Source organism: Tenacibaculum discolor (assembly GCF_003664185.1).
GTDB classification, from domain to species: domain Bacteria; phylum Bacteroidota; class Bacteroidia; order Flavobacteriales; family Flavobacteriaceae; genus Polaribacter; species Polaribacter discolor.
This window is the reverse complement of the sequence record NZ_RCCS01000005.1, coordinates 270,326-294,387: the sequence shown is the minus strand read 5'-3', so window position 1 is coordinate 294,387 and position 24,062 is coordinate 270,326. Positions and strand designations below refer to the sequence as shown.

The window sequence follows — 24,062 nt, the reverse complement described above, 5'->3', positions numbered from 1 at the left end:
AAAGTCTCATCATTTCGATGAGACTTTTTTATGTTTTGAAAACTGTGTTTTCTTATAAATCGAATTTAATTCCTTGTGCTAAAGGTAATTCATCAGAATAGTTTACAGTATTTGTTTGACGACGCATGTATACTTTCCAAGCATCAGATCCAGACTCACGTCCACCACCTGTTTCTTTTTCACCACCAAAAGCTCCACCTATTTCAGCACCAGAAGTACCAATGTTTACGTTAGCAATACCACAATCAGACCCTGCAAATGATAAGAATTTTTCAGCTTCTTTCATTTCATTTGTCATGATTGAAGAAGATAATCCTTGCGCAACTCCATTTTGTAATTCAATAGCATTTTCAACACCACCTGAATACTTCATTAAGTATAAAATTGGAGCAAATGTTTCATGTTGAACAATTTCAAAATGGTTTTCTGCTTCAATAATTGCTGGTTTTACATAACATCCACTTTCGTAACCTTCTCCTTCTAAAACTCCTCCTTCAACTAATACGTTTCCTCCTTCAGCTTTTGCTTTTTCAATAGCAGCTAAATAAGTATTTACTGAATCTTTATCAATTAATGGTCCAACGTGATTATTTTCATCTAATGGATTTCCAATCTTAATTTGACCGTAAGCTCCAACAATCGCATCTCTTACTTTATCGTATACAGATTCGTGAATGATTAAACGACGTGTTGAAGTACAACGTTGACCACAAGTACCTACAGCTCCAAATACAGCTCCAGGAACTACTACTTTTAAGTCAGCAGTTGGAGTAATGATAATTGCATTGTTTCCTCCTAATTCTAATAAAGATTTACCGAAACGCTCAGCAACTTTAGCACCAACAATACGTCCCATTCTTGTAGAACCAGTAGCTGATACTAAAGGAATACGTGTATCTTCAGTAATGTATTCACCTACTTTATAATCTCCATTAACAATACAAGAAATTCCTTCTGGTAAATTGTTAGCTTTTAAAACCTCAGCTATAATATTTTGGCAAGCAACTGAACATAAAGGAGCTTTTTCTGAACCTTTCCATACACATACGTTACCACAAATCCAAGCTAAAGCTGTGTTCCAAGACCAAACTGCTACAGGAAAGTTAAATGCTGATATAATACCAACAACTCCTAATGGGTGCCATTGCTCTCTCATTACGTGTCCTGGTCTTTCTGAAGGAATTACTTGTCCGTTTAATTGACGAGATAAACCTACTGCAAAATCACAGATATCAATCATTTCTTGAACCTCACCTAAACCTTCTTGGTAAGATTTTCCCATTTCATAAGAAACTAATTTACCTAACGGCTCTTTTAACTCTCTTAATTTGTTTCCAAATTGACGTACAATTTCTCCACGTTGAGGTGCAGGCATTGTTCTCCAGCTTTTAAATGCTGAAGTAGCAGCATCCATCACTTTTTCGTAATCTTCTTTGGTAGAAGCTTTTACTTTTCCTATTAACTTTCCATCTACTGGTGAATATGATTCTATAATTTCACCGTTTGAAAAGTTTACTGAACCTGTTGAAGTTCCTTCATTTATCTCTTTTAATCCTAAAGTAGCTAATGCTTCTTTGATACCAAAATCTGCCATATTTTATATTGTAATTTTAGTTGTTTAAATTTAAAGCTCAAAACTACGAATAATTTTACAATTAATAAATTAAACAAACAGTGTTGTTTTTGTTTAAAAATTAACAAATAATCATGAAAAACATTTACCTACTACTTTCTTTACTGTTGTTTTTATCAGCATGTGATGCACCAAAAAAAACTTCTAATGAACAAAAAGACACTCCTATAAATGAATTTGCAATTATTATTCATGGAGGTGCTGGAACTATACTAAAAAAGAACATGACTCCAGAAAAAGAAGCTGCTTATAAAACTAAGTTGGAAGAAGCAGTTAAAACTGGATATGAGATTTTAAAAAATGGTGGTTCTAGTGGTGATGCTGTTGTAAAAACCATTCAGGTAATGGAAGAATCTCCTTTGTTTAATGCAGGAAAAGGTGCTGTGTTTACGCATGATGAAACTAATGAATTAGATGCTTCTTTTATGGATGGAAAAACACTGAACGCTGGTGCGGTAGCTGGAGTAAAAGATATAAAAAGCCCTATTGAAGCTGCTAGAATAGTAATGACGAACTCTGATCATGTTATGTTGTCTGGTTCTGGTGCTTCTCAATTTGCTAAAGAACAAGGGTTAGAAATTGTAGACCCGAGTTATTTTTATACCGAAAATCGCTTTAAATCTTTACAACGAATTAAAGACAAAGAAAAAACAGCATTAGATCATGATGATAAAGAAGCTTCTTTTTATGATGCTGATATTAAAAATAGTAAGTTTGGTACTGTAGGTTGTGTGGCCTTAGATAAAAATGGAAATATTACTGCGGGAACTTCTACAGGAGGAATGACTAACAAACGTTGGGGACGTATTGGAGATTCTCCTATTATTGGTTCGGGTACCTATGCAAATAATAAAACTTGTGGTGTTTCTTCAACTGGTTGGGGTGAATACTTTATACGCTCTCAAGTAGCTTATGATATTTCTGCTCAAATGGAATATCAACAAAAATCATTAAAAGAAGCTACTAAAGATGTTATTCAAAACAAATTAACCAAACTTGGTGGAACAGGTGGTGTTGTTGCACTTGATAAAAATGGTAATATGTCTTTTGAATTTAATACTGCTGGAATGTATAGAGCTTCAATGAATGATAAAGGTGATTTAATCATTAAGATTTACAACAATTAAAACTGATAATTTAAACCTGTGTAAACACCTATGAAATATGGCTGAAACCCATTTGAATCATTTTTAAATGTATTTAACTGGGTTTTTAGCATTGGGTTAATATTTAAAGACCATTTTTTACTAAACTTATAACTAAGATCTATCCCAAAATTCCCACTAAAGTTAATATTATTTAAGTTATTTGCTTCTCCTGAAGTTGAAAAAGCAGTTGTTTTTAAATCTACATCATTCTTGTTTAAGAATAAGGAACTAAAACCAACAACTAATTGTGTTTTCAACTTTTTTCCTTCTAATACACTATATTTAACTTCAACTGGAACCTCAATATAACCATAACTTTGATTCAACTCGCCATCAAGACTTCCTGAACTAATGGATACTGAATTTGTACTAAAATTTGTTTGAGAGGTATCATTTAACGCATAACTTTCCCCTGAATTGAATGCTACATTTGCGCTACTTGATTTTACAGGGTTTACAGCTACATTGTTATTTGAATATCCCATTTCTTGTAAATGTATACCCGACTGAAGCGTCCATTTTTTACTTAATTGATACGCTACTTGGATTCCATACGAATAACTTGTATTTCCTTTTGTTGATTTTGACAAACTAGCATCTATAGGAGAAGATTCAGAGAATGAATTAGAATTTAATACAGCTACAGTTGGAGATACAGTCCATGGTTTCTTTTTTTCTTCTTCCTCTTTTTCCTCTTCTTCACCATTTACTACTGCTAAAAAGTCTTTTTTAGGTTTTATAACCTTATAAACTGTATCATTTTCTTTTTTCAAAAAGGTGTTTTCTTTCTTTTTAAGAACTGGCAAGCTATTTTCAAGCTTGCCAGTAAGTTGCACTTCTTTCACAACATCATTATTATCCAGCAAAGCCCCTTCAACTACTCTACTTGACGTGTTGTTGCTATTCTTTCCATGCAACTCTTTTTTGCTAACCTTCACAACATGATTAGCGGTTAAAACTTCATTTTCATGAAGCTTTTCTTTTAATCTTTTTTTCTTTTTCGTTTCTTCTTTTACAATAGGTATTTCTTTTATATTTCCTTTTGTTGGTCCTATTAATAAGTTCTCTTTTAACTCTTCTTTTTTACTTTCATTTTTTTCGGGTGCAAACTTAGGTTTTTCAACAATAATAGCATCTATATCTTCTATATTTTCTTCATCCTTAACATAAGGATAAAACAAAAGACCTAAAACAAGCACAGCAGCAACTCCTCCTGAAAACCACCAAATAGGAAAAACTCTATGTTTTTTCTTTTTTTGTAGTTTTTCTTCAATAGCATTCCATACTCTTTCATTTGGAGTTACCTCCAAATCTTTAAATTTTTCTTGAAACAGTCTATCGATGTTTTTTTCTTCCATCAGTTATGCTTTTTCCTCTTTTGCTAGATATAGTTCCATTTCTTTTTTCAATATCTGTCTTGCTCGTGATAAGTTTGATTTTGATGTTCCTACAGAAATATTTAATAACTCTGCTATTTCTTTATGTGAATAATTATCTAATACATACAAATTGAAAACCAAACGATATCTATCTGGTAAACTTTGAATCAACTCTAATAAAACATCAATATTCACATTTTCGGTTTCAAGCTCCACTTCTTCTACTATTTCCTCATCAGGTGCTTCTGAAACTAACTGCAAAGGTGACTTTTCTCTATACTTTTGTAGTGCTGTATTTATGGTTATTCTCTTCATCCAACCTTCAAAAGAACCTTTATGTTGATATTGAGGCATCTTTTTAAAAATAGTTAAGAAACTATCTTGTAAAGTATCTTCTGCATCTTGATAATTACGAGAGTACTTTAAACAAAGCGCAAAAAGTTTACCAGAAAACAACTGGTAAACTTGAGCTTGCGCTGTGATATTTTGATGACAGCATCCTTGTATGAGTTTTTCTAAATTGATGTTACAAATTTACTGGAATTACCACTTCTTCGTATACATCTTCTCCTTCAGTATTTTTACCTTTCCAAAACTTAAAAACATAGTCTTCTTCTTGAGTTGCCTCAACAGGAAAAGCATATTCTTCTTGTCTTTCTTCTTCAGTACAAGCAACATCAAGAGCTACTATTGCCGTACCAGCTACAATTCTCGTTGTATCTACTTTTTGGTAATACAACCCATTAAAAGAATAACAGCTATTGGGCAATGTATACTTTATCTTAATTGTATCAACTTCTCCGAATGTAAAACTTTCAGGGGTTGTGGCACTATCAACCTTTAAAAACTCATACCTAAAATTAGGGCTGTCATCATCTAAACAAGAATAAAACGTAAATACACTTAAAATAAGGATTAAAATTTTTTTCATGACATATATAAATTGGGGGGTTATTATTATTTTAATTTTCCATGGTTTATATACTAGATGAAAAAAAGTTTAAAAGGTTGCGTCGAATACTCTTACTTTTGTAAAAGTTTATGAAAAACACCATTTTTAACATACAGTCTACAGAAGATTTCAATAAAACTGCATTGCAAGTTTTTAAACATCAGTTTAAAAATAATAGAGTATATCGTTCTTTTTGTGATTTGATATACGTTCATCCATCCGATATACATACTATTGAACAAATTCCGTTCTTACCTATTCAGTTTTTTAAAACTAGAGAAGTGCTTTCATCAACCAATGAAATTCAAGAAACTTTTACAAGCTCTGGAACTACGGGAAGTACAACCAGTAAGCATTTAGTAACTGATTTATCTTGGTATGAAACCAGTTACTTAAAAGGTTTTAAGCACTTTTACGGAAATATAGAAGATTATGTGGTACTAGCCTTGTTACCTAATTATTTAGAACGTAAAGGATCTTCTTTAATTTATATGGTATATGATTTAATTAAGCGTTCTAACCATTCTGAAAGCGGTTTTTATCTTAATAACCTTGACGAACTTGCTAAAAAACTCATACAATTAGATAAACAAAACAAGAAAGTATTATTAATTGGTGTTTCTTTTGCTTTATTAGATTTAATTGAGCAGTATGAATTCAATCTATCCAATACCATTATTATGGAAACTGGTGGAATGAAAGGAAGGAGAAAAGAACTTATTCGTAACGAATTGCATACTATTTTAAGTGATGGTTTTGGTGTAGATACAATTCATTCTGAATATGGAATGACTGAGCTTTTGAGTCAAGGATATTCAAAAGGTAATGGTATTTTTAACTGTCCTCCTTGGATGCAAATATTAACTCGTGATACAGAAGATGCCTTAACTATTTTACCTAAAGGAAGATCTGGTGGAATTAATGTGATTGATTTAGCTAACTATAACTCTTGTTCTTTTATCGCTACACAAGATTTAGGTAAAGTATACCAAGACAACAGTTTTGAAATTATCGGTCGTTTTGATAACTCTGATATTCGTGGTTGTAATTTAATGGTTTTGTAATCCTTTTTTATTTTTTGCTATCTTACCTTGCTATTAACCTCTATTAGTTCAAGGTATTATGAAAAACTGGGCAGAAAATGTACAGTGGAATCCATCTGCAGTTGCATTTCCTCATTCGGAAAATGAAATTCAACAACTTGTTTTAAAAGCTATTCGGTTTAACCAAAAAATTCGAGTTATTGGTTCTGGACATTCTTTTACTTCTTTATGTAGTACTGATGAAATATTGGTGACTCTCGATAATTTTCAAGGACTCATTTCAATTAATAAAGAAAAAAATCAAGCTACTATAAAAGCAGGAACGAAACTTTCTTTATTAGGAGAACTTCTTTTTAAAGAAGGATTAGCCATGGAAAATATGGGCGATATCAACGTTCAATCAATTGCAGGTGCCATAAGTACTGGAACACATGGAACGGGTATTGGACTTAAATCTATTAGTAACCAAGTTATTGGGTTGAAATTTGTGAATGGGAAAGGAGAAATTATTGAGTGCTCCACCACAAAAAATACAGAACTATTTAAAGCTGCTCAAGTATCTTTAGGATGCTTAGGAGTTATTACAGAAGTTACTTTACAGTGTGTACCAACTTACAAACTAAAACTTCAAAACAAAAAAGAGAAATTAAGTGATGTTTTAGCAACTTTAAATGAACGAAATTCTCAAAATAGAAATTTTGAGTTTTATTGGATTCCTTATACAAATACTGCCTGGACCAAAACTTCAAACATTGTAGAAGATTCTGAGCCTGATAAAGTAAACTTTTTCAATTATTGGACCGAATATGTACTCGAAAACTATGTTTTTAAACTCATGTGTGAGTACGCTAAAGTTTTTCCTTCACAAAACAAAACAGTAGCTAACATCACTGCAGCCAGTATTAGTAACGTAAAAAAAGTATATCACAGTCATAAAGTATATGCAACACAACGAATGGTAAAATTTCATGAAATGGAATACAATATTCCAGCAGAAACTTATCAAGATGTATTTAAAGATGTGCAAAAAATTGTCAATTCAAAAAAGTTTAATATTCATTTTCCTATTGAAAATCGCTGGGTTAAAGGTGATGATGTATACATGAGTCCTGCTTACAATAGAGATTCTGCTTATATCGCATGCCATGTATATAATAAAAAGGATAGTAGTGCTTATTTTGCTGCTTTAGAAGAAGTATTTAAAGCCTATGACGGAAGACCTCACTGGGGTAAAATGAATACGTTTAATACAGAAGAAGTTGCAAAAGCATATCCAAAATTTACGGAGTTTATGACTTTCAGAAAAGAACATGATCCAGAAAATATCTTTGTGAACCCGTATATTCAAAAACTATTAGGTATTTAATACTATGGATGCTTATTTTAAAAACCTAAATAAAGAACTAAAAAACTACCAACGAGCCATTCCTTGTTTGTTGATCGATTTAGATATTTTAGATAAAAATATAACTGAAACTCTTTCTAATTTTAGAAATAATGCTTCAATAAGAGTTGTAGTAAAATCATTGCCCTCAGTTCAATTGATTGAATATATTTTACAAAAAACAAACTCTAATAAGTTGATGGTATTTCATCAACCTTTTTTAACCGATTTAACTTCTCGATTAAATAACAAAGTTGATATTTTATTGGGTAAACCTATACCTATAAAAACAGCAGAGTATTTTTATAACAACTTACCTCAGCAACACAACGGATTAAATCCGTACACACAAATCCAATGGTTAGTAGATACTACTAAAAGAATTGAAGAATACGTTAATTTAGCTAAAAAACTCAATCAAAAATTGCGATTGAGTATTGAAATTGATGTTGGGTTACATCGTGGAGGTTTTTCTTCCGTTGAAACCTTAAAAAAAGGATTATCACTCATTGAAAACAATCAAGACTTTGTGGAGTTTTCAGGGTTTATGGGCTATGATCCTCATGTGGTAAAACTTCCAAAGATTATTCGTTCTCAAAAAAAAGCATCACATTTAGCAAATCAATTTTACGAGCAATGCAAAAAATTAATTAAAAATGATTTTCCAGAACTATGGAATAATAACTTAACCTTTAACGGAGCTGGAAGTCCTACCTTAAAACTGCATAAAGAACAAAATTCTCCAATAAACGATATTGCTATTGGTTCGTGTTTTGTAAAACCTACAGCGTTTGATATTCCTTCCTTAAAAAACTATAAGCCAGCAACATTTATAGCTACTCCTGTTTTAAAAACTTTTTCAAATACAACGCTGCCAGGTTTAGAAAAGCTAAAACAATTTTTTACTAAAAAGTCAGCTTTTATTTATGGTGGATTTTGGAAAGCTGATTATTACTATCCAAAAGGTATAAAACAAAATAATTTGTTTGGTGCATCTACCAATCAAACCATGATTAATATCCCGAAAAGTGAGTCTTTACAAGTAGATGATTTTGTGTTTTTAAGACCACACCAAAGTGAATTTGTTTTTTTACAATTCGGAGAAATTTTACCTATTAGAAACGGTAAAATTCAACAATCTTGGCAATTATTAAATAATTTATGATCGTATTTGTAATGTTCATTGTTTTTTGTCGACTACCTTCAAAATCTACAAACAATGAAAAACTTTTTTACACTACTTTTAGTAGTAGTTTCTACTGCGTTATATGCTCAAAAAACAGATTATAATACCAAAAAAGGCTACGTAGCCGAAGGTTATGATGTTGTTTCTTACTTTACAAATGATGAACCTGTAGAAGGAAAAAAGAAGTTTCAAACAACATATGACGGAGCAAAATTCAAGTTTTCCTCAGAAAAAAACTTATCCCTATTTAAAGAAAATCCAACAAAATACATTCCTCAATATGGTGGATATTGTGCTTATGCTGTAGCTGCTAAAAAAACAAAAATGTACATTGATGCTGAAGCTTATGAAATTAGAGATGGTAAACTATACCTTTTTTATAGTTCTTGGATTTCTAGTAAACTTGATGATTGGAAAAATGGTGATACTAAAAAATTACAAGCTCAGGGCGATATAAACTGGGAAGAACTAAAACATAAAAAGGATTAAAATGAAACATTTTTTTATCTTCTTTCTATTTTTTTCAAGTATTGTCTTCTCACAAGAATACAATACTAAAAACGGAGTAGTTGCTAAAGGCTATGATGTAGTAAGTTATTTTAATAATAAAGCCGAAAAAGGAAATAAAAAATTTACAACTAAATATAATAACGTTTCCTTTCGTTTTTCGTCAAAAGAAAATTTAGCTACTTTCCTGAAAAATCCTGAAAAATACAATCCTCAATATGGTGGATATTGTGCTTATGCCATTGGTAAAACAGGTGAAAAGGTGGATATTGATCCAAAAACTTTTGAAATACGAGATGGTAAATTGTATTTATTTTATAACTCTTGGGGAACCAATACTTTAAAAATGTGGTTAAAAGAAAACCCTAAAGAGCTCAAAAAACAAGCAGATGTTAATTGGAAAAAATTGAATCGTTAGTTTAGATTTAATAGTTGCGGGGGCGACTTCTAAAAGGGCTGATAATTTCAGCTCTTTTTTTATACTTATCGTTTCTTTTTATTCTTATTTTTGGTTGATAAAAACAGCTCTATGAATAATTTCTCTTCTTTCAATAGAAAAAACATTCAACAAGAATTACAAACTACCGAATTTGATATTCTAGTAATTGGTGGCGGTATTACTGGTGCAGGTATTGCTTTAGATGCAGCATCACGCGGAATGAAAGTCGCTTTAATTGAAAAAAATGACTTTGCTTCGGGTACTTCAAGCAAATCTACCAAATTAATTCATGGAGGTTTACGCTACTTAAAACAGTTTGATTTTTGGTTGGTAAAAGAAGTAGGTACCGAACGTGCTATTGTTCATAAACTAGCTCCACATTTGGTAATTCCTGAAAAAATGATTTTACCGTTAATTGAAGGTGGAACTTACGGTTCATGGTTAACATCTATTGGACTTAAAGTTTACGATGTTTTAGCTTCTGTTGAAGGAGACGATAAACGTAAAATGCTTGATAAAAAGGAAGCGTTAGAAAAAGAGCCTTTGTTACCAGAGAATATTTTAAATGGTGCTGGTTTTTATGCTGAATATCGTACTGATGATGCGCGTTTAACTATAGAGGTTTTAAAAACAGCTAGTCAATACGATGCTCAAATACTTAACTACACACGTGCAGACGAGTTTATCTATGAAAACAAACGTGTGGTAGGTGCTAAAGTAACAGATGCTTTTACTGATGAAAATTATGAAATAAAAGCTAAATATGTAGTAAATGCAGCGGGGCCATGGGTAGATGAATTACGTCAAATAAACAATTCAAAAATTGGAAAGCGTTTACATTTAACCAAAGGAGTTCACTTAGTTGTTCCACATGAAAAATTACCTGTAAAACAATCTGTGTATTTCGATATTCCTGATGGTCGTATGATGTTTGCTATTCCTCGTGGAAAAGTAACTTATTTTGGGACTACCGATACCAATTATCAACAAGATAAAGACACTGTTGAAACCTCAATGGTTGATGCTTTATATTTAATTGAAGCAGTAAATAACATGTTTCCAGATATTCAATTAACTATTGATGATATTCAGTCTTCATGGGCTGGATTACGTCCGTTAATTCACGAAGAAGGAAAATCAGCTTCAGAATTATCTAGAAAAGATGAAATTTTTGTGTCTGACACCAAATTAATATCAATTGCTGGAGGAAAATTAACAGGTTATAGAAAAATGGCAGAGCGTATCGTGGATATTGTTGCTAAAAAAATGAAAAGACGTTTTGAAGTTGAATTTGATCCAATTCAAACTGAAGAAATCGTTTTATCAGGAGGACCTTTTCAAAATTATAAATCGGTAAAATTATATATAAATCAGATTTATAAACGTATAAAATCATTTGGTTTTTCTGAAAAAGATGCCAGCTATCTAGTTCATAACTATGGTAAACAAACAGAACTTATTTTAGATAAATTTGATGAGCTAAATGAAGAAAATATACAAGAGCGTTTGTTAAAAGCTGAGGTGTGGTTTACTATAAAACATGAAATGACCTGTACTCCTACCGACTTTTTTATGCGAAGAACTGGTCGTTTGTTTTTTGATAAACCTAGCGTTGACCTTTATAAAAACCTTGTTATTCAGGAATTTACAAACCGTTTTAAGTGGGATAAAAATACAACTTTAAAGCACCAACAAGAATTATACAGAAAAATAGATTTAGCAGTAAATTTTAACTAGTTTCTTGTACGGAAAATTAAACGAGTATTATATCTTTGGCGACTGCTAAAATTGGCTACGTAAAAGGTTTGTACAATTAATTTTTTAAGTAATATGAAACAACTAGTACTAGTATTTTTTCTATTAACCACTCTTATAGCAAAAAGTCAAACTAATATTATTTCTAATTCAGATTTTGACAATATTAAAATAAATAATATTGCTTTAACTGAAATAAAAAAGACCTTTGGTAAACAAGAAAAAGTAGAATCCTTATTAGGTGCAACTACTTCTTATGAAGATAATGGCTTTTACTATTATTTTAGATTTAATGGGTTAAAACTTGATTTTTCTACTTCAGGAAGAAAACCTTATATCGAATCTTTAGATGTTTTAAGTAATGAAGCTACTTTTACAATTAAAGGGATTACAGTAACTATAGGAGATCCTATTACTAAATTAGGTGAAGTTGCCTTAAGTACTGGTAGAAATGGCTCTAAAAGTATTTTATATGCTGAATGTGATAGTTGTGATGTTTTTATTAATATCGCTTTTGATCAAGCAACTAAAAAAATTACAAAAATCAATTATTTTGATATGTCGTAATTGATTTAAAAAATCATACTAAAAAAGCCCAGAAACTGAGTTTCTGGGCTTTTTTATATCTTGTATGTACAACCAACCTATCATTCTTCTCTCTCGTGTTCTTCTAAATCTTTCGTTAGATCTAATTTTCGGAGTGTTGGATTTACAATTCCAGTAGTAATAACAGTAATTAAGGTCATTGTTCCACCAAAAACTACTGCCGTTACTGTTCCCATTAATTTTGCCGTTACCCCACTTTCAAAAGCTCCTAATTCGTTAGAAGAACCTACAAACATAGAATTTACTGAAGCTACTCTACCTCGCATATGATCGGGTGTTTTTAATTGTAAAATAGTTTGACGAATTACCATCGAAACTCCATCGGTTACACCGCTAAAGAATAGGGCTACAATAGAAATCCAAAAAACAGAAGATAATCCAAAGACTATAATACAAACTCCAAAGCCAAATATAGCCGCTAAAAGCTTCATTCCTGCATTCCTGCTAATAGGTATATAAGCAGTCACTAACATTGTTAAAAAAGCTCCTATAGCTGGTGCTGCACGTAATGCACCAAAACCCTCTGGTCCTACTTTTAAAATATCTTGAGCATATACTGGTAATAATGCTACTGCTCCACCAAACAGTACCGAAATCATGTCTAAGGTTAGTGCTCCTAAAATAGCTTTTGTCTTATATACAAAACGTACTCCTTCTTTTAAACTTTTCATTACTGGTTCACCAATCTTAGGATTTAAAATTGGTTTCTTTTTAATGAAAAATACTGTTAGAAATGATACTGATACTAATCCGAAGACAATACATAACGACCAATGTACTCCAATCCATGAAATGGTTAACCCTGCAAAAGCAGGTCCTAAAACAGAAGCAATTTGCCATGTTGAACTACTCCAAGTAGCTGCATTTGGATATAGCTTTTTAGGTACTATTAAAGCTATTAATGAAAAAATAGTAGGTCCAAAAAACGAACGTAATAATCCACCAAAAAATACCAAAGCATAAATAGCGTAAAGTACAGTGTTTTTATTCCAACCTTCAATAAAACTAGGCAATGTTAAAAAGAACAGTCCCAAACTAATCAGTGAGAATAAACCAATACACAAGGCTAGTAGATTTCTTTTTTCTTTTTGATCTACAATATGACCTGCAAATAATGCCATAGATACTGCTGGAATTACTTCCATTAAACCTATGATTCCTAACGATAATGGATTTTTAGTAATACTGTATACTTGCCATTCTATAATAATAAATTGCATAGACCATGCAAATACTAAGGCAAAGCGTACTAAAAGAAAAATATTAAACTCTTTGATTCTTAGGGATGCGTAGGGGTCTTTTTTTTCCATGAATTAATTTAGTTTCAAGTCCATTAAAATGGCAAATGTTTCATTAACATCTCTTTCTTTTACCACTATGGTCATTTCGTGTGTAGTAGAAATTACTTCTTGTACTGCAATATTTGCCCAAGCAAATTGCTTTAAAATAAAATAATAAATACCTGATTGATCTAGATTTCCTTTTGGAAGTTTTATCGTTATGGAAGCTAAATCATTTACATTATTAATTAACGCTTCTTTCTTAAAAATTTCTTCAACAAAAGGTTTTAAATTTTTACTTGTAACAATATTTGTTTCAAAAATACCTTGAGAAACCGTTAAAAAATAATCTTTACTATCTGCAGATTTACTTAAAATTTTAGCAATTTCTTTTAATAACGACGTAGTGTTTTTGAAAGTGAAATCGCACAAATCTGAGCGTACAATTACATCTCCCAAATTCAATGCAAGTCGTTTTATATTTTTTCGAACTCTTAATTCATTTGCTGGAGATAGCCTATTAATAGCCATCATAACTGCACCAACTTTTACTTCTTTTTTTAGCAATTTAGAAACTTCTGGTAAAATTTCTCTTGCTAGCGATGATACATTAATTAACTTCTCATTTAGAGCCTCTTCTATAAAAGGAGTTTTTCTGATGGTGATTTCAACAGCTTCTTGAATTGTTTTCATGTTTGTTTAGTTTTAAACTAAAAGTAACAAAAATACAATTAAAAGTGAATTTATACTATATTTTTAATTTGTAATATATTTAATTAAAATCTTTGTTAATCAGATTTTTAAACTAAATTTGTCTTTATTGTATCTTGTTACAAGACCTATACACAACTCAATTTTAGAAGCGATTGATGGGGCTTCTTAATTTTTATTAAGAAGGATTATTTGTACAAATGCAAACAACTAATCTAATCTATTTGTTAACTTTAAAAACTCATCTTTCGCTTCTTTCTTGTCGTATAAAACGTTATAGACAGCGTCGATTATTGGAGTTTTAGCTTTATTTTTTTGATTGATTTTATATGCACTTTTTGTTGCGTAGTATCCTTCAGCAACCATACTCATTTCAAGCATTGCTGATTTAACAGTATATCCTTTTCCTATCATATTTCCAAACATTCTATTTCTACTAAATGTTGAATATCCTGTTACTAGTAAATCACCTAAATATGCTGAGTTATTAATGTTTCGCTTCATTTTATGAATCTTTTTAATAAAGCGTTTCATTTCACGAATACCATTACTCATTAATACCGCTTGAAAGTTATCTCCATATCCTAAACCATGAGCAATTCCAGCTGCTATGGCATAAATGTTTTTTAACATCGCAGCGTATTCTGTACCTATAATATCATCAGATATTTTGGTTTTAATGTAACGTCCTGCTATAGCTTTACTAAGTTCTTTTGCTTTTTCTTCATCTTGACATGCCAATGTTAAATACGATAAGCGTTCCATTGCTACTTCTTCTGCATGACATGGCCCTGATATTACTCCAATGTTTTCATATGGAATATTATATAGTGTATGAAAATGTTCACCAACAATTAATCCTGATTCAGGAACTATTCCTTTGATAGCTGAAAAAATAATTTTTCCCTCTAAAGAAGCTGTTAGCTTTTCTAACTCAGTGTTTAAAAAAGCAGATGGAATAGCAAAAATTAACACATCATAATTTTCAATAATATGGTTTATATCTTCGGATAAATCTAATTGCTCTGGATGTAATTCTGCAGAACTTAAATAACTAGGATTATGCCTGTTACGTTTAATATGTTCAATAGCATATATGCTGCGCATATACCAACCAATAGTTTCTAAGTTTTCAGATAACATTTTAACAATAGCTGTTGCCCAACTTCCACCTCCTAAAACGGCTATTCTAGTTTGATTGCTCATAAGTAGTATTTGTTTGTATTACAAAATTAAGAAATCTATAAACGACTCTCTAAACTTAAAGGTTATTATATTTGAAAATTGAAAATCAAAAGAACATGAATGTACAAATTATAAACAAATCTAAACACCAAACTCCAGCATATGAAACCGAGGGTTCTGCAGGTATGGATTTGCGTGCTAATATAGATGCAGCTATTACTTTAAAGCCTTTGGAAAGAGCTATTATAAAAACTGGATTATTTATTGCACTTCCTATTGGATACGAAGCACAAGTACGTCCTCGTAGTGGATTAGCTGCTAAAAAAGGAATCACAGTTTTAAATTCACCAGGTACTGTTGATGCGGATTACCGTGGCGAAATAGGAGTTATTTTAGTAAACTTATCTAATGAAGAGTTTATTATAAATGATGGTGAGCGTATTGCTCAATTAGTTATTGCAAAACACGAACGTGTAAACTGGCAAGAAGTAGCTGTTTTAAATGAAACAGAACGTGGTACTGGTGGTTTTGGGAGTACAGGAGTTTAAATAAGTATTTTACATACCTGACTCATTTTTCGAACTTCATCAAACAATAATTCAAAATCTAAAAAACAATGTGAATGATATTGGTACCCTAGTTTTTTATAGAATTCAAAAGCTTGTGGTTGCTCATCCATAGTATCTAACCATATTAATTCATATTGTTTTTTTCTAGCTTCCTCTTCTAACCAATTTAACAACTCTTTACCAACTCCTTTACCTTGGGTGTTTTTATGTAAATAAATTCGATGGAGTTTCAATGACTTTCTATTCTCAAGTCCTGGTAATTTCCTATCCCATAAAATTCTGAAAACTCCTACTATTTCTTCTTTATAAAGAATAAAATAATAGCTTGTTTTATCTTCTAACAATTCTTTTTCTAAATTACTTTTAGAAAATTGACTTTGTATATACCAATCTCCTTCATCTTTCCAAAAATGTTTATATGCTGCTTTGTATACATCATCCATTAAGGTTTCTAAAATTTTAAAATCTTCAACCTGTATTTTTTGTAATTGTATGTTACTTGAGATTCTAATCATATCTTCTTAATAAAAAAAGCTGTTCTGAATATCAGAACAGCTTTTTAAAAAATAGTAATAGTTTGAACTTTAAATTTAAATTACTTATTCTTGATTTTCAATAGCTTCTTTTATTTTGTTTTCAAGCTCTTCCATTAATTCAGGATTATCTTTAATAACACCTTTAACAGCATCTCTACCCTGACCTAATTTAGTGTCTCCATAGCTAAACCATGAACCACTTTTCTTTATAATTCCGTAATCTACACCAATATCTAAAACTTCACCTACTTTTGATATTCCTGCACCATACATAATATCAAATTCAGCCATTTGGAATGGAGGAGCTACTTTATTTTTTACAATCTTAACTTTAGTACTGTTACCTATAACTTTATCACCATCTTTAATTTGTGTTCTACGACGAATATCTAAACGAACCGATGCATAGAATTTTAACGCGTTACCACCTGTAGTTGTTTCTGGATTACCAAACATAACTCCAATCTTTTCACGTAACTGGTTAATGAAAAATACCGTACAGTTAGTTTTACTAATTGTTCCTGTTAATTTACGTAAGGCTTGTGACATTAAACGTGCATGAAGTCCCATTTTAGAATCTCCCATTTCACCTTCAATCTCAGATTTTGGTGTTAAAGCTGCAACCGAGTCAATAACAACAATATCAATAGCACCTGAACGAATTAAATTATCAGCAATTTCTAAAGCTTGTTCACCGTGATCTGGTTGAGAAATAATTAAATTATCAACATCCACACCTAAACTTTCTGCATAAAAACGATCAAAAGCATGCTCAGCATCAATAAAAGCAGCAATTCCACCTGCTTTTTGAGCTTCTGCAATGGCATGTATAGTTAATGTTGTTTTACCTGATGATTCTGGTCCGTAAATTTCTATAATTCTTCCACGAGGATATCCTCCTACTCCTAAGGCTAAATCTAATCCTAAAGAACCTGACGATATTGCATCTACATCTTCTACTTGGCTATCTCCTAACTTCATTACGGTTCCTTTACCGTACGTTTTATCTAACTTATCTAGTGTAAGTTGAAGCGCTTTTAATTTCGCTTCTTTTTCTTTATCTGCTGCCATAAATCGTGCTAATTATTTTAAGTAATAAGAACGGCTAAGTTATGAAAAACTAGCATTAATATCCTATCTTTTTATGTTACATTTTGTAATATTGTGCTTCTTAAAAAAAAGAAAAGATGTCAAGCCATCGTCACTTCATGATTTACAAACCCTATGGGTTTTTATCACAATTTATTACTAATCAAAAAAAAGGAGGTAAACATAAATTGTTAGGAGAATTATTTAATTTTCCTGAAGGAACTATGGCTGTGGGTAGATTAGATGTAAAATCAGAAGGTTTATTATTATTAACTACCGATGGGAAAGTAAGTGATTTTATTACTACAAGAGGTGGAGTTGAAAAAGAATACTATGCGCAAGTAGATGGAGCAATTACTTCTGAAGCTGTTGAACAGTTAAAAAATGGTGTTGAAATTGGTTTTGACGGAAAAAAATACCAAACTAAACCTTGTAAGGTTAAATTAATTGACACTCCTGATTTACCTGAACGTTCAAAAAAAATTCGTGATGCTCGTCATGGACCTACCCCTTGGATATCAATTACTTTAACTGAAGGAAAATTTAGACAAGTACGTAAAATGACTTCTGCTGTTGGTTTTCCTACACTTCGCTTGGTACGAGTTCGTGTTGGTGATATTTTATTAGGTAAAATGGAATCTGGTGAAGTAAGAGAGGTTGAGGAATTACTGTAACCTAAGTTACTTTTAAAAAAGTATCTTTTAAGTACTTTTACAAGTATGAGAGATAATTCAAATACTTTTATTTACATTATAGCGGGTATAATTATTCTACACTTTTTAATAGGCTTTGGATATTTACTTTATAAAATGGGTAAAAAAGAAAATAAAAAATAATTATTTCCTTACCATTCTAATATGCGGAATACCATCTTCTAAATAACCCTCACCAATTTGTTTAAATCCATGAGATTCATAGAATTTTTGTAAATAGGTTTGTGCAGAAATGGTTATGGTAGTTTCGTTGTAGTTATCAACAATAGCTTTTATAGATGCTTTAATCAAATCGTGTCCGTAGCCATATTTGCGTTCACTTTCCTTTACTACTACTCTACCAATACTAGGTGTATCAAAATATTCACCACTATTAAATAAACGAGTATAGGCTATTATTTTACCTTCCTTAACTCCTATAACATGTAATGCCTTTTGATCTTTACCATCAATATCTTGATAAACACAATCTTGTTCAACAACAAAAACTTCAGAACGTAATTGAAGTAATTCATATAGTTCTGAAGTTGTTAATTCTTGAAAATTTTTTACTGTAAAATTCATTAACAGTTAGCTATTTTATTTACTCTGTTAGCATGACGACCACCTTCAAATTCAGTAGATAAGAAAATCTTTACAAAACCTAAGGCTTGTTGTAACGATACAAAACGCGCAGGAATTGTTAAAATATTAGCATCATTGTGCTGACGTGTTAATTCAACCAATTCATTATTCCAACATAAAGCAGCACGAACTCCCTGGTGCTTATTAGCAGTCATTTGTGCTCCATTACCACTTCCACATAAAATAATTCCCATTTCAGCTTGTCCTGTCTCCACAGCTTCAGCAGCTGGATGAATTGTATCTGGGTAATCCATACTATCGGTTTCATTTGTACCAAAGTTGATTACTTTATGTCCTAATTCTTCTAAAAGTTTAACAATTTCAAACTTATATTCTGTACCTGCATGGTCATTTCCTACAGCGATTGTCATAATTTGTTGATTTTAATTCAGTTGTGAGTTACAAAAATACAGTTATTCACGGTTATCAACAGTAATTAACAATGCTTTTTTTAGCATTCTTAATAACCTCTTTAAAATTAAGGTGTTAAACTATATTACCTAATTGTTAAGAACTAGTAGTAGATTCTGAAAAGAAAATTTGATTTTCTAGATATTTTTTACAATACAAGAACAAGAATTAATTATGCAACTTTTTTTTTGAGATTTTAATGAACATTTATCAACATTAAATTAACCCTTTTTTTACATTGAAAATAAAATTAACTATTCATAATTTTCAGTGAATTGCTGTTTATAACTTTTGTTAATAACTCTATTTTATAGTTGATTTTTAAGATTTTATTTAACTAATAACTTGTTTATTTATTTTAATAAGTCACTTAACCAAAAATTAAATCCACTTTTTATTCTACATATTAACAGACTATAATAACAATCATTTCTTTTTTAAATTTTAAAAATCTTTTTTATTAATAATATAATATGTTAATAACAGTTTTTTTGAAGTTTAAATTTCAAAAGACTTTCCTATTAAATATGAATTGAGTTGTAAGAACTAGAACTAACGAAGATGGTTTCTCTTTTAGTTACGCTTAGGCAAATTGCGAAAAATAAGGTTTAAATACTATGTTTGTTGATAAGTGCTAATAAGTGAAAGAAAAAGGCTTATACAGCTTTTTTAGATGCTTTCATTAGGTAGATAGTATCTTTAGTTACTATTTCTGATGGAGTTTTTTTGTTTAAAGTCGTGTTTATACTTATTACAGTAACGATAATTCCTGTAATAAATATAAAAATAAACAGCGCTATTATTTTGCGTAAGTTTTTCATTTATAACGACTTTCTTATTATAAAGACGGATGAGTTTAAGAAATGTTACAGTTTTATTAAGTTTTTTTTAACTTTTTAGGAATTACTATTCGAATAGCACTTTTTATGATATTTACTTTTACTTGTCCTCTTCCTATTAACTCTCCATCTGCTTGAATATAAGGAAGATCGTTCTTGTTTTGTGGAGTTATTAACAAAGAGTTAGCTACAAGTGTTTCTACCTTTTTATGCTGAAGAATCTTTCCATTGTACAATTTCTTTATTGAAAAAAATAAATCCAAAAATGATAGATTTTTAGCTATTGTTATATCAAATAAACCATTATTAGAGTGTTTAAAATCAGTTAATTGCATACCCCCTGCAGAATACTTACATATACCAAATAAAGTCATTAAACACTTTGTTTCAATGATTTTGTTGTTAATAGCTATTTTAAAAGTAGTTTTTTTATAGAGTAATAAACCTGCTATACCTCTCAATAAGTATGCAATAGGTCCAAATCTCTTCAATTTATTCAACTTATTAACAACATATCCGTCATAGCCAATACCTGCAACATTATTAAAATAAGAAGTAGTATTAGCCAATTCTAAATAACCAATATCTTGAAAAACAGTATTTTCCTGTTTTATTAAATTAACTGAAGCTTTTATTTTTTTTGGTATATTATAAGTTTTAATCCAATCATTACCAGTACCTAAAGGGATAACTGCAACTGTTATTTCTTTTGAATTTATTGAGTCCTGAGACATAATCCCGTTAACAACGTGATGTAAAGTACCATCACCACCAACAGAAATTATTTTTTTATAACCTTTGTTAATAGCTTGTTGAACAATTAATTTTTCATGATTTGAATATTCTGTTTTTGTATACTCATAAGTTATGTTATTAAACTTTAATTCCTGTTGAATATCAGACCAATATTTATTGAATTTACCATTACCAGCAACGGGATTCACAATAACAAACCAAGAATTATTCATACAAATACATTAAATAAACAGCGGTAAAGTACAAAATGAATTTATAACAGTTATTTAAATAACTAGCATTAATTTTATTTGTACTTTGGTAAAAATTTAAATAAGACGAAAGATTAATGACTAGAAAGAAAAAAATCTACAAAAAAAAGGGTAAAGTAATAAAAGATCTTACCCGAAACATTTTCAAAATACTTAACGAAGACAGTAATAAAAACTATAATTATAAGCAAATTGCAGCTAAGTTGAAGGTTTCTGACACAGATGGTAAGAACCAGATTATTAAAAAATTAGCTGAGTTAACTGCAAATCAAAAAATTAAAGAAGTTGATAGAGGTAAATATCAAATTAACGAAGATCGTAAATATCATGTAGGTACACTTGACGCTACTTCTAATGGGAATGCCTATTTTATTTGTGATGATTTTGAACACGATATTTTTGTGCCTTCAGTAAACTTAGGAAAAGGTCTACATAATGATACTGTTAAAGCTTACGTATATAAAAAACGTAGAAGTAATAAGTTAGAAGCTGATGTTGTTGAAATTATAGAAAGAGCTAAAACAGAATTTGTTGGTGTTTTACAAATGAATAAAAACTTCGGATTTGTTATACCTGACAGTAATAAAATGTATGCTGATATCTTCATCTCTCAAAGTAAATTGAATGGAGCTAATGATGGTGATAAAGTCGTTGCTACAATGACTGATTGGCCAGAGAATTCTAAAAATCCGTTTGGAAAAATTACTCAAGTTCTAGGAAGACCAGGAGACCATGACACAGAAATCCATTCTATTTTATTAGAGTATGGTTTACCTTATGAATTTCCTGCTGAAGTAGAAAAAGAAGCATCTGAATTACCTATTGAAATAACGAATGAAGAAATTGCTAAGCGTAGAGATATGCGTGGTGATTTAACCTTTACAATAGATCCAAAAGATGCTAAAGATTTTGATGACGCTTTATCATTTACAAAACTTGAAAATGGTAATTATGAAATAGGAATTCATATAGCCGATGTATCTCATTATTTACAACCTAAAACTATTTTAGATGACGAAGCTTACGACCGAGCTACTTCTGTATATCTAGTTGACAGAGTGGTACCAATGCTTCCTGAAATGTTAAGTAACGGAGTTTGTTCATTACGACCAAATGAAGAAAAATTAACTTTTTCAGCAGTTTTTGAAATGAATGAGAAAGCACAAGTTATCAACCAATGGTTTGGAAGAACAGTTACATATTCTGATAAACGTTTTGCTTACGAAGAAGCACAAGCAATTATAGAAAATAAGAGTAATATTATTCCAGCAGATGTTTCTTTATCAGGAGAAGCTTATGAAGTTGATGAAAATATTGTTGAAGCTACATTAAAACTTGATGAATTAGCAAAAAAGATGCGTAAGAAACGTATGAAATCAGGAGCTATTTCTTTTGATAGAGTTGAAGTAAAATTTAATTTAGATGAAAATGCTAATCCAACAGGTGTCTTCTTTAAAGAAGCCAAAGACGCTAATAAACTAATTGAAGAATTCATGCTATTAGCAAACAAAAAAGTAGCAGAATTTGTAGGATTATCAAGTGGAAGACCAAGTAAGAAAACATTTGTATATCGTGTACATGATGAACCAGATGTAGAAAAATTAGCTTCATTACAGAACATTGTTAGCAAATTTGGATATAAAATCAACACAGAAACACGTCAAAAAACATCTGATAGTTTAAATAAATTATTATCAGACGTTCATGGTAAAGGAGAAGCTAATATGGTAGAAACCTTAGCAATACGTTCAATGAGTAAAGCTGAATATACTACACAAAATATAGGTCACTACGGTTTAGCTTTTGATTATTACAGCCACTTTACTTCACCAATTCGTCGTTATCCTGATGTGATGACACATCGTTTATTACAACACTATTTAGATGGTGGAAATTCACCAAAAGCTGAAATTTATGAAGAGAAATGTAAACACTCTTCAAAAATGGAAGAATTAGCATCAAAAGCAGAAAGAGATTCTATCAAATATATGCAGGTTAAATACATGCAAGATCATAAAGATCAAGAATTTGAAGGTGTAGTTTCTGGTGTTACTGAATGGGGAATTTATGTTGAAATAAAATCTAATAAATGTGAAGGTATGGTTCGTATCAAGGATATTAAAGATGATTATTATATATTTGATGAAAAACAATACGCTGTGATTGGACAATCAACAAAAAATATGATTCAATTAGGTGATGAAGTAGTAGTAAAAGTTAAACACACCGATTTGGAACGTAAGCATCTTGATTTCAACCTTATTTCACATTAATGTTTTGTAGTTTAAACAATAAAAATTGACATTTGCCTTTATAGTATTGGTATAATTATTGGTTATACTCAATTAACTAATGGAATTTATTATGAAGAAGTTAGCAATATTAAGTTTGTTTTTGATGACCGTTTTAGCATCAGCTCAAACAACCATAACTAAAAATTTAGGAGACTTTTCAATTGTAAAAGTTTATAATGGAATAGATTTAAAACTCGTTAAATCTGATGTTTCTAAAATTGTAGTTACTGGAGAAAAAACAGATAAAGTTAAAATTAAGTTGGATGGAACTACTCTAAAAATATTATTGAGATTCCCAGAAACTACGGCAGATGGTAAAGTTAAAGCAACATTATATTACAATAAAACTTTATCAATTATTGATGCCAATGAAGGAGCAACAATTACAGGTAAAGACATTAAACAACAAAAAATTGAAATTAGAGCTCAAGAAGGAGCTTTTATTAACCTTGTAGTTAATGTTAAACACTTGAACGTAAAAAGCTCTTCAGGAGCAGTTATTAGGCTTTCTGGTGCAACTAAGAATCAAAATGTAAATGCTGATTTAGGTGGAATGTATCATGGATACAAATTATTAGTAGAAGAAATGACCACTGTAAAAGCTGGATCTGGATCTAAAGTAGAAGTACAATCAGGAGAAACGTTAGATGCTAAAGTATCGTTTGGTGGTTCAATTTTTTACAAAGGAAAACCAGAAGTATTTAGAGACAAAAAAGTAATTGGTGGAGTAATAGAACACCGAAGTTAATTTCGTATCTTTGTTGCGCAAAAT

25 protein-coding genes are annotated in these 24,062 nt (G+C 30.5%); 12 read left to right on the top strand and 13 right to left on the bottom strand.

Features of this window, described 5'->3' with window-relative positions:
* Positions 1 to 52: 52 nt before the first annotated feature.
* Positions 53 to 1,594 (bottom strand): L-piperidine-6-carboxylate dehydrogenase, encoded by a 1,542-nt coding sequence (amaB, locus tag C8N27_RS04810; protein WP_028891598.1) that lies wholly within the window; start codon positions 1,592 to 1,594, stop codon positions 53 to 55.
* A 113-nt stretch (positions 1,595 to 1,707) separates the two neighbouring features.
* Here amaB and C8N27_RS04805 point away from each other — a divergent pair, with 113 nt between their 5' ends.
* A complete protein-coding gene (locus C8N27_RS04805) occupies positions 1,708 to 2,760 on the top strand; it encodes an isoaspartyl peptidase/L-asparaginase family protein (protein ID WP_121146486.1) in 1,053 nt (350 codons plus the stop codon).
* Here C8N27_RS04805 and C8N27_RS04800 read toward each other — a convergent pair.
* The 3 genes from C8N27_RS04800 to C8N27_RS04790 are packed head-to-tail and all read right to left on the bottom strand — an operon-like array spanning position 2,757 to position 5,091.
* Complete coding sequence (locus C8N27_RS04800; RefSeq protein WP_121146485.1) at positions 2,757 to 4,139, bottom strand: porin family protein; 1,383 nt, start codon at positions 4,137 to 4,139, stop codon at positions 2,757 to 2,759. The genes C8N27_RS04805 and C8N27_RS04800 overlap by 4 nt on opposite strands.
* A gap of 3 nt (positions 4,140 to 4,142) precedes the next feature.
* On the bottom strand, positions 4,143 to 4,685 hold the full coding sequence (locus C8N27_RS04795) for an RNA polymerase sigma factor (protein ID WP_121146484.1): 543 nt from the start codon (positions 4,683 to 4,685) through the stop codon (positions 4,143 to 4,145).
* A 1-nt stretch (position 4,686) separates the two neighbouring features.
* Positions 4,687 to 5,091 carry a hypothetical protein gene (locus C8N27_RS04790; RefSeq protein ID WP_099214952.1) on the bottom strand — a complete coding sequence of 135 codons (405 nt, stop codon included), beginning with the start codon at positions 5,089 to 5,091 and terminating at the stop codon, positions 4,687 to 4,689.
* Between the two features lie 110 nt (positions 5,092 to 5,201).
* Here C8N27_RS04790 and C8N27_RS04785 point away from each other — a divergent pair, with 110 nt between their 5' ends.
* From C8N27_RS04785 to C8N27_RS04755, 7 genes are all read left to right on the top strand, one after another.
* On the top strand, positions 5,202 to 6,176 hold the full coding sequence (locus C8N27_RS04785; RefSeq protein WP_121146483.1) for a LuxE/PaaK family acyltransferase: 975 nt from the start codon (positions 5,202 to 5,204) through the stop codon (positions 6,174 to 6,176).
* A 58-nt stretch (positions 6,177 to 6,234) separates the two neighbouring features.
* Entirely contained in the window at positions 6,235 to 7,521 is a 1,287-nt protein-coding gene (locus tag C8N27_RS04780; protein WP_121146482.1) for a D-arabinono-1,4-lactone oxidase, read from the top strand.
* A 4-nt stretch (positions 7,522 to 7,525) separates the two neighbouring features.
* Positions 7,526 to 8,704 carry an alanine racemase gene (locus tag C8N27_RS04775; RefSeq protein WP_121146481.1) on the top strand — a complete coding sequence of 393 codons (1,179 nt, stop codon included), beginning with the start codon at positions 7,526 to 7,528 and terminating at the stop codon, positions 8,702 to 8,704.
* Positions 8,705 to 8,758: 54 nt separating this feature from the next.
* Complete coding sequence (locus C8N27_RS04770) at positions 8,759 to 9,214, top strand: YHS domain-containing (seleno)protein (protein ID WP_121146480.1); 456 nt, start codon at positions 8,759 to 8,761, stop codon at positions 9,212 to 9,214.
* A gap of 1 nt (position 9,215) precedes the next feature.
* A complete protein-coding gene (locus C8N27_RS04765) occupies positions 9,216 to 9,650 on the top strand; it encodes a YHS domain-containing (seleno)protein (protein ID WP_121146479.1) in 435 nt (144 codons plus the stop codon).
* 111 nt (positions 9,651 to 9,761) lie between these two features.
* Positions 9,762 to 11,408, top strand: a complete 1,647-nt coding sequence (locus C8N27_RS04760) for a glycerol-3-phosphate dehydrogenase/oxidase (RefSeq protein ID WP_121146478.1) — start codon at positions 9,762 to 9,764, stop codon at positions 11,406 to 11,408.
* Positions 11,409 to 11,501: 93 nt separating this feature from the next.
* On the top strand, positions 11,502 to 11,993 hold the full coding sequence (locus C8N27_RS04755; RefSeq protein ID WP_099214945.1) for a hypothetical protein: 492 nt from the start codon (positions 11,502 to 11,504) through the stop codon (positions 11,991 to 11,993).
* A gap of 80 nt (positions 11,994 to 12,073) precedes the next feature.
* Here the strand turns inward: C8N27_RS04755 and C8N27_RS04750 are convergent, their stop codons facing one another.
* From C8N27_RS04750 to C8N27_RS04740, 3 genes are all read right to left on the bottom strand, one after another.
* The gene (locus C8N27_RS04750) at positions 12,074 to 13,342 is read right to left on the bottom strand and encodes an MFS transporter (RefSeq protein ID WP_099214944.1); all 1,269 of its coding nucleotides are present in this window, start codon (positions 13,340 to 13,342) and stop codon (positions 12,074 to 12,076) included.
* Positions 13,343 to 13,345: 3 nt separating this feature from the next.
* Positions 13,346 to 14,005, bottom strand: a complete 660-nt coding sequence (locus tag C8N27_RS04745) for a hypothetical protein (RefSeq protein WP_099214943.1) — start codon at positions 14,003 to 14,005, stop codon at positions 13,346 to 13,348.
* A 228-nt stretch (positions 14,006 to 14,233) separates the two neighbouring features.
* Positions 14,234 to 15,229, bottom strand: a complete 996-nt coding sequence (locus C8N27_RS04740) for an NAD(P)H-dependent glycerol-3-phosphate dehydrogenase (RefSeq protein WP_099214942.1) — start codon at positions 15,227 to 15,229, stop codon at positions 14,234 to 14,236.
* 95 nt (positions 15,230 to 15,324) lie between these two features.
* Here C8N27_RS04740 and dut point away from each other — a divergent pair, with 95 nt between their 5' ends.
* Positions 15,325 to 15,756: a dUTP diphosphatase gene (dut, locus tag C8N27_RS04735; protein WP_121146477.1), complete on the top strand. Its 432-nt coding sequence runs from the start codon at positions 15,325 to 15,327 to the stop codon at positions 15,754 to 15,756.
* On the opposite strand, the gene C8N27_RS04730 is transcribed toward dut, so the two are convergent.
* Complete coding sequence (locus C8N27_RS04730; protein ID WP_121146476.1) at positions 15,753 to 16,292, bottom strand: GNAT family N-acetyltransferase; 540 nt, start codon at positions 16,290 to 16,292, stop codon at positions 15,753 to 15,755. The two genes, dut and C8N27_RS04730, sit on opposite strands and share 4 nt — an antisense overlap.
* Before the next feature lie 84 nt (positions 16,293 to 16,376).
* Complete coding sequence (recA, locus tag C8N27_RS04725; RefSeq protein WP_099214939.1) at positions 16,377 to 17,384, bottom strand: recombinase RecA; 1,008 nt, start codon at positions 17,382 to 17,384, stop codon at positions 16,377 to 16,379.
* A gap of 116 nt (positions 17,385 to 17,500) precedes the next feature.
* On the opposite strand from recA, the gene C8N27_RS04720 reads away from it, so the two are divergent.
* On the top strand, positions 17,501 to 18,076 hold the full coding sequence (locus C8N27_RS04720; RefSeq protein WP_121146475.1) for a pseudouridine synthase: 576 nt from the start codon (positions 17,501 to 17,503) through the stop codon (positions 18,074 to 18,076).
* Positions 18,077 to 18,238: 162 nt separating this feature from the next.
* On the opposite strand, the gene C8N27_RS04715 is transcribed toward C8N27_RS04720, so the two are convergent.
* The 4 genes from C8N27_RS04715 to C8N27_RS04705 form a co-directional block, all read right to left on the bottom strand.
* A complete protein-coding gene (locus C8N27_RS04715) occupies positions 18,239 to 18,679 on the bottom strand; it encodes a GNAT family N-acetyltransferase (RefSeq protein ID WP_121146474.1) in 441 nt (146 codons plus the stop codon).
* Entirely contained in the window at positions 18,679 to 19,110 is a 432-nt protein-coding gene (rpiB, locus tag C8N27_RS04710) for a ribose 5-phosphate isomerase B (protein WP_121146473.1), read from the bottom strand. The genes C8N27_RS04715 and rpiB overlap by 1 nt, the downstream gene beginning before the upstream one ends.
* 696 nt (positions 19,111 to 19,806) lie before the next feature.
* Complete coding sequence (locus C8N27_RS15865; RefSeq protein ID WP_164723404.1) at positions 19,807 to 19,971, bottom strand: hypothetical protein; 165 nt, start codon at positions 19,969 to 19,971, stop codon at positions 19,807 to 19,809.
* 56 nt (positions 19,972 to 20,027) lie between these two features.
* Positions 20,028 to 20,957 carry a diacylglycerol/lipid kinase family protein gene (locus C8N27_RS04705; RefSeq protein WP_121146472.1) on the bottom strand — a complete coding sequence of 310 codons (930 nt, stop codon included), beginning with the start codon at positions 20,955 to 20,957 and terminating at the stop codon, positions 20,028 to 20,030.
* A 116-nt stretch (positions 20,958 to 21,073) separates the two neighbouring features.
* Between C8N27_RS04705 and rnr the strand changes: the two genes are divergently transcribed.
* Together rnr and C8N27_RS04695 are read left to right on the top strand one after the other, a co-directional pair.
* Positions 21,074 to 23,269, top strand: coding sequence for a ribonuclease R (gene rnr / locus C8N27_RS04700; RefSeq protein WP_121146471.1), 2,196 nt, complete (start codon positions 21,074 to 21,076; stop codon positions 23,267 to 23,269).
* Positions 23,270 to 23,360: 91 nt separating this feature from the next.
* On the top strand, positions 23,361 to 24,038 hold the full coding sequence (locus tag C8N27_RS04695) for a head GIN domain-containing protein (RefSeq protein WP_121146676.1): 678 nt from the start codon (positions 23,361 to 23,363) through the stop codon (positions 24,036 to 24,038).
* Positions 24,039 to 24,062 lie beyond the last annotated feature (24 nt).

Bases quoted from the DNA above. Each gene is read 5' to 3' on its own strand.
- amaB (WP_028891598.1), bottom strand. From the start codon at position 1,594: ATGGCAGATTTTGGTATCAAAGAAGCATTAGCTACTTTAGGATTAAAA.
- C8N27_RS04805 (WP_121146486.1), top strand. From the start codon at position 1,708: ATGAAAAACATTTACCTACTACTTTCTTTACTGTTGTTTTTATCAGCA.
- C8N27_RS04800 (WP_121146485.1), bottom strand. From the start codon at position 4,139: ATGGAAGAAAAAAACATCGATAGACTGTTTCAAGAAAAATTTAAAGAT.
- C8N27_RS04790 (WP_099214952.1), bottom strand. From the start codon at position 5,091: ATGAAAAAAATTTTAATCCTTATTTTAAGTGTATTTACGTTTTATTCT.
- C8N27_RS04785 (WP_121146483.1), top strand. From the start codon at position 5,202: ATGAAAAACACCATTTTTAACATACAGTCTACAGAAGATTTCAATAAA.
- C8N27_RS04780 (WP_121146482.1), top strand. From the start codon at position 6,235: ATGAAAAACTGGGCAGAAAATGTACAGTGGAATCCATCTGCAGTTGCA.
- C8N27_RS04775 (WP_121146481.1), top strand. From the start codon at position 7,526: ATGGATGCTTATTTTAAAAACCTAAATAAAGAACTAAAAAACTACCAA.
- C8N27_RS04770 (WP_121146480.1), top strand. From the start codon at position 8,759: ATGAAAAACTTTTTTACACTACTTTTAGTAGTAGTTTCTACTGCGTTA.
- C8N27_RS04765 (WP_121146479.1), top strand. From the start codon at position 9,216: ATGAAACATTTTTTTATCTTCTTTCTATTTTTTTCAAGTATTGTCTTC.
- C8N27_RS04760 (WP_121146478.1), top strand. From the start codon at position 9,762: ATGAATAATTTCTCTTCTTTCAATAGAAAAAACATTCAACAAGAATTA.
- C8N27_RS04755 (WP_099214945.1), top strand. From the start codon at position 11,502: ATGAAACAACTAGTACTAGTATTTTTTCTATTAACCACTCTTATAGCA.
- C8N27_RS04750 (WP_099214944.1), bottom strand. From the start codon at position 13,342: ATGGAAAAAAAAGACCCCTACGCATCCCTAAGAATCAAAGAGTTTAAT.
- C8N27_RS04745 (WP_099214943.1), bottom strand. From the start codon at position 14,005: ATGAAAACAATTCAAGAAGCTGTTGAAATCACCATCAGAAAAACTCCT.
- C8N27_RS04740 (WP_099214942.1), bottom strand. From the start codon at position 15,229: ATGAGCAATCAAACTAGAATAGCCGTTTTAGGAGGTGGAAGTTGGGCA.
- dut (WP_121146477.1), top strand. From the start codon at position 15,325: ATGAATGTACAAATTATAAACAAATCTAAACACCAAACTCCAGCATAT.
- C8N27_RS04730 (WP_121146476.1), bottom strand. From the start codon at position 16,292: ATGATTAGAATCTCAAGTAACATACAATTACAAAAAATACAGGTTGAA.
- recA (WP_099214939.1), bottom strand. From the start codon at position 17,384: ATGGCAGCAGATAAAGAAAAAGAAGCGAAATTAAAAGCGCTTCAACTT.
- C8N27_RS04720 (WP_121146475.1), top strand. From the start codon at position 17,501: ATGTCAAGCCATCGTCACTTCATGATTTACAAACCCTATGGGTTTTTA.
- C8N27_RS04715 (WP_121146474.1), bottom strand. From the start codon at position 18,679: ATGAATTTTACAGTAAAAAATTTTCAAGAATTAACAACTTCAGAACTA.
- rpiB (WP_121146473.1), bottom strand. From the start codon at position 19,110: ATGACAATCGCTGTAGGAAATGACCATGCAGGTACAGAATATAAGTTT.
- C8N27_RS15865 (WP_164723404.1), bottom strand. From the start codon at position 19,971: ATGAAAAACTTACGCAAAATAATAGCGCTGTTTATTTTTATATTTATT.
- C8N27_RS04705 (WP_121146472.1), bottom strand. From the start codon at position 20,957: ATGAATAATTCTTGGTTTGTTATTGTGAATCCCGTTGCTGGTAATGGT.
- rnr (WP_121146471.1), top strand. From the start codon at position 21,074: ATGACTAGAAAGAAAAAAATCTACAAAAAAAAGGGTAAAGTAATAAAA.
- C8N27_RS04695 (WP_121146676.1), top strand. From the start codon at position 23,361: ATGAAGAAGTTAGCAATATTAAGTTTGTTTTTGATGACCGTTTTAGCA.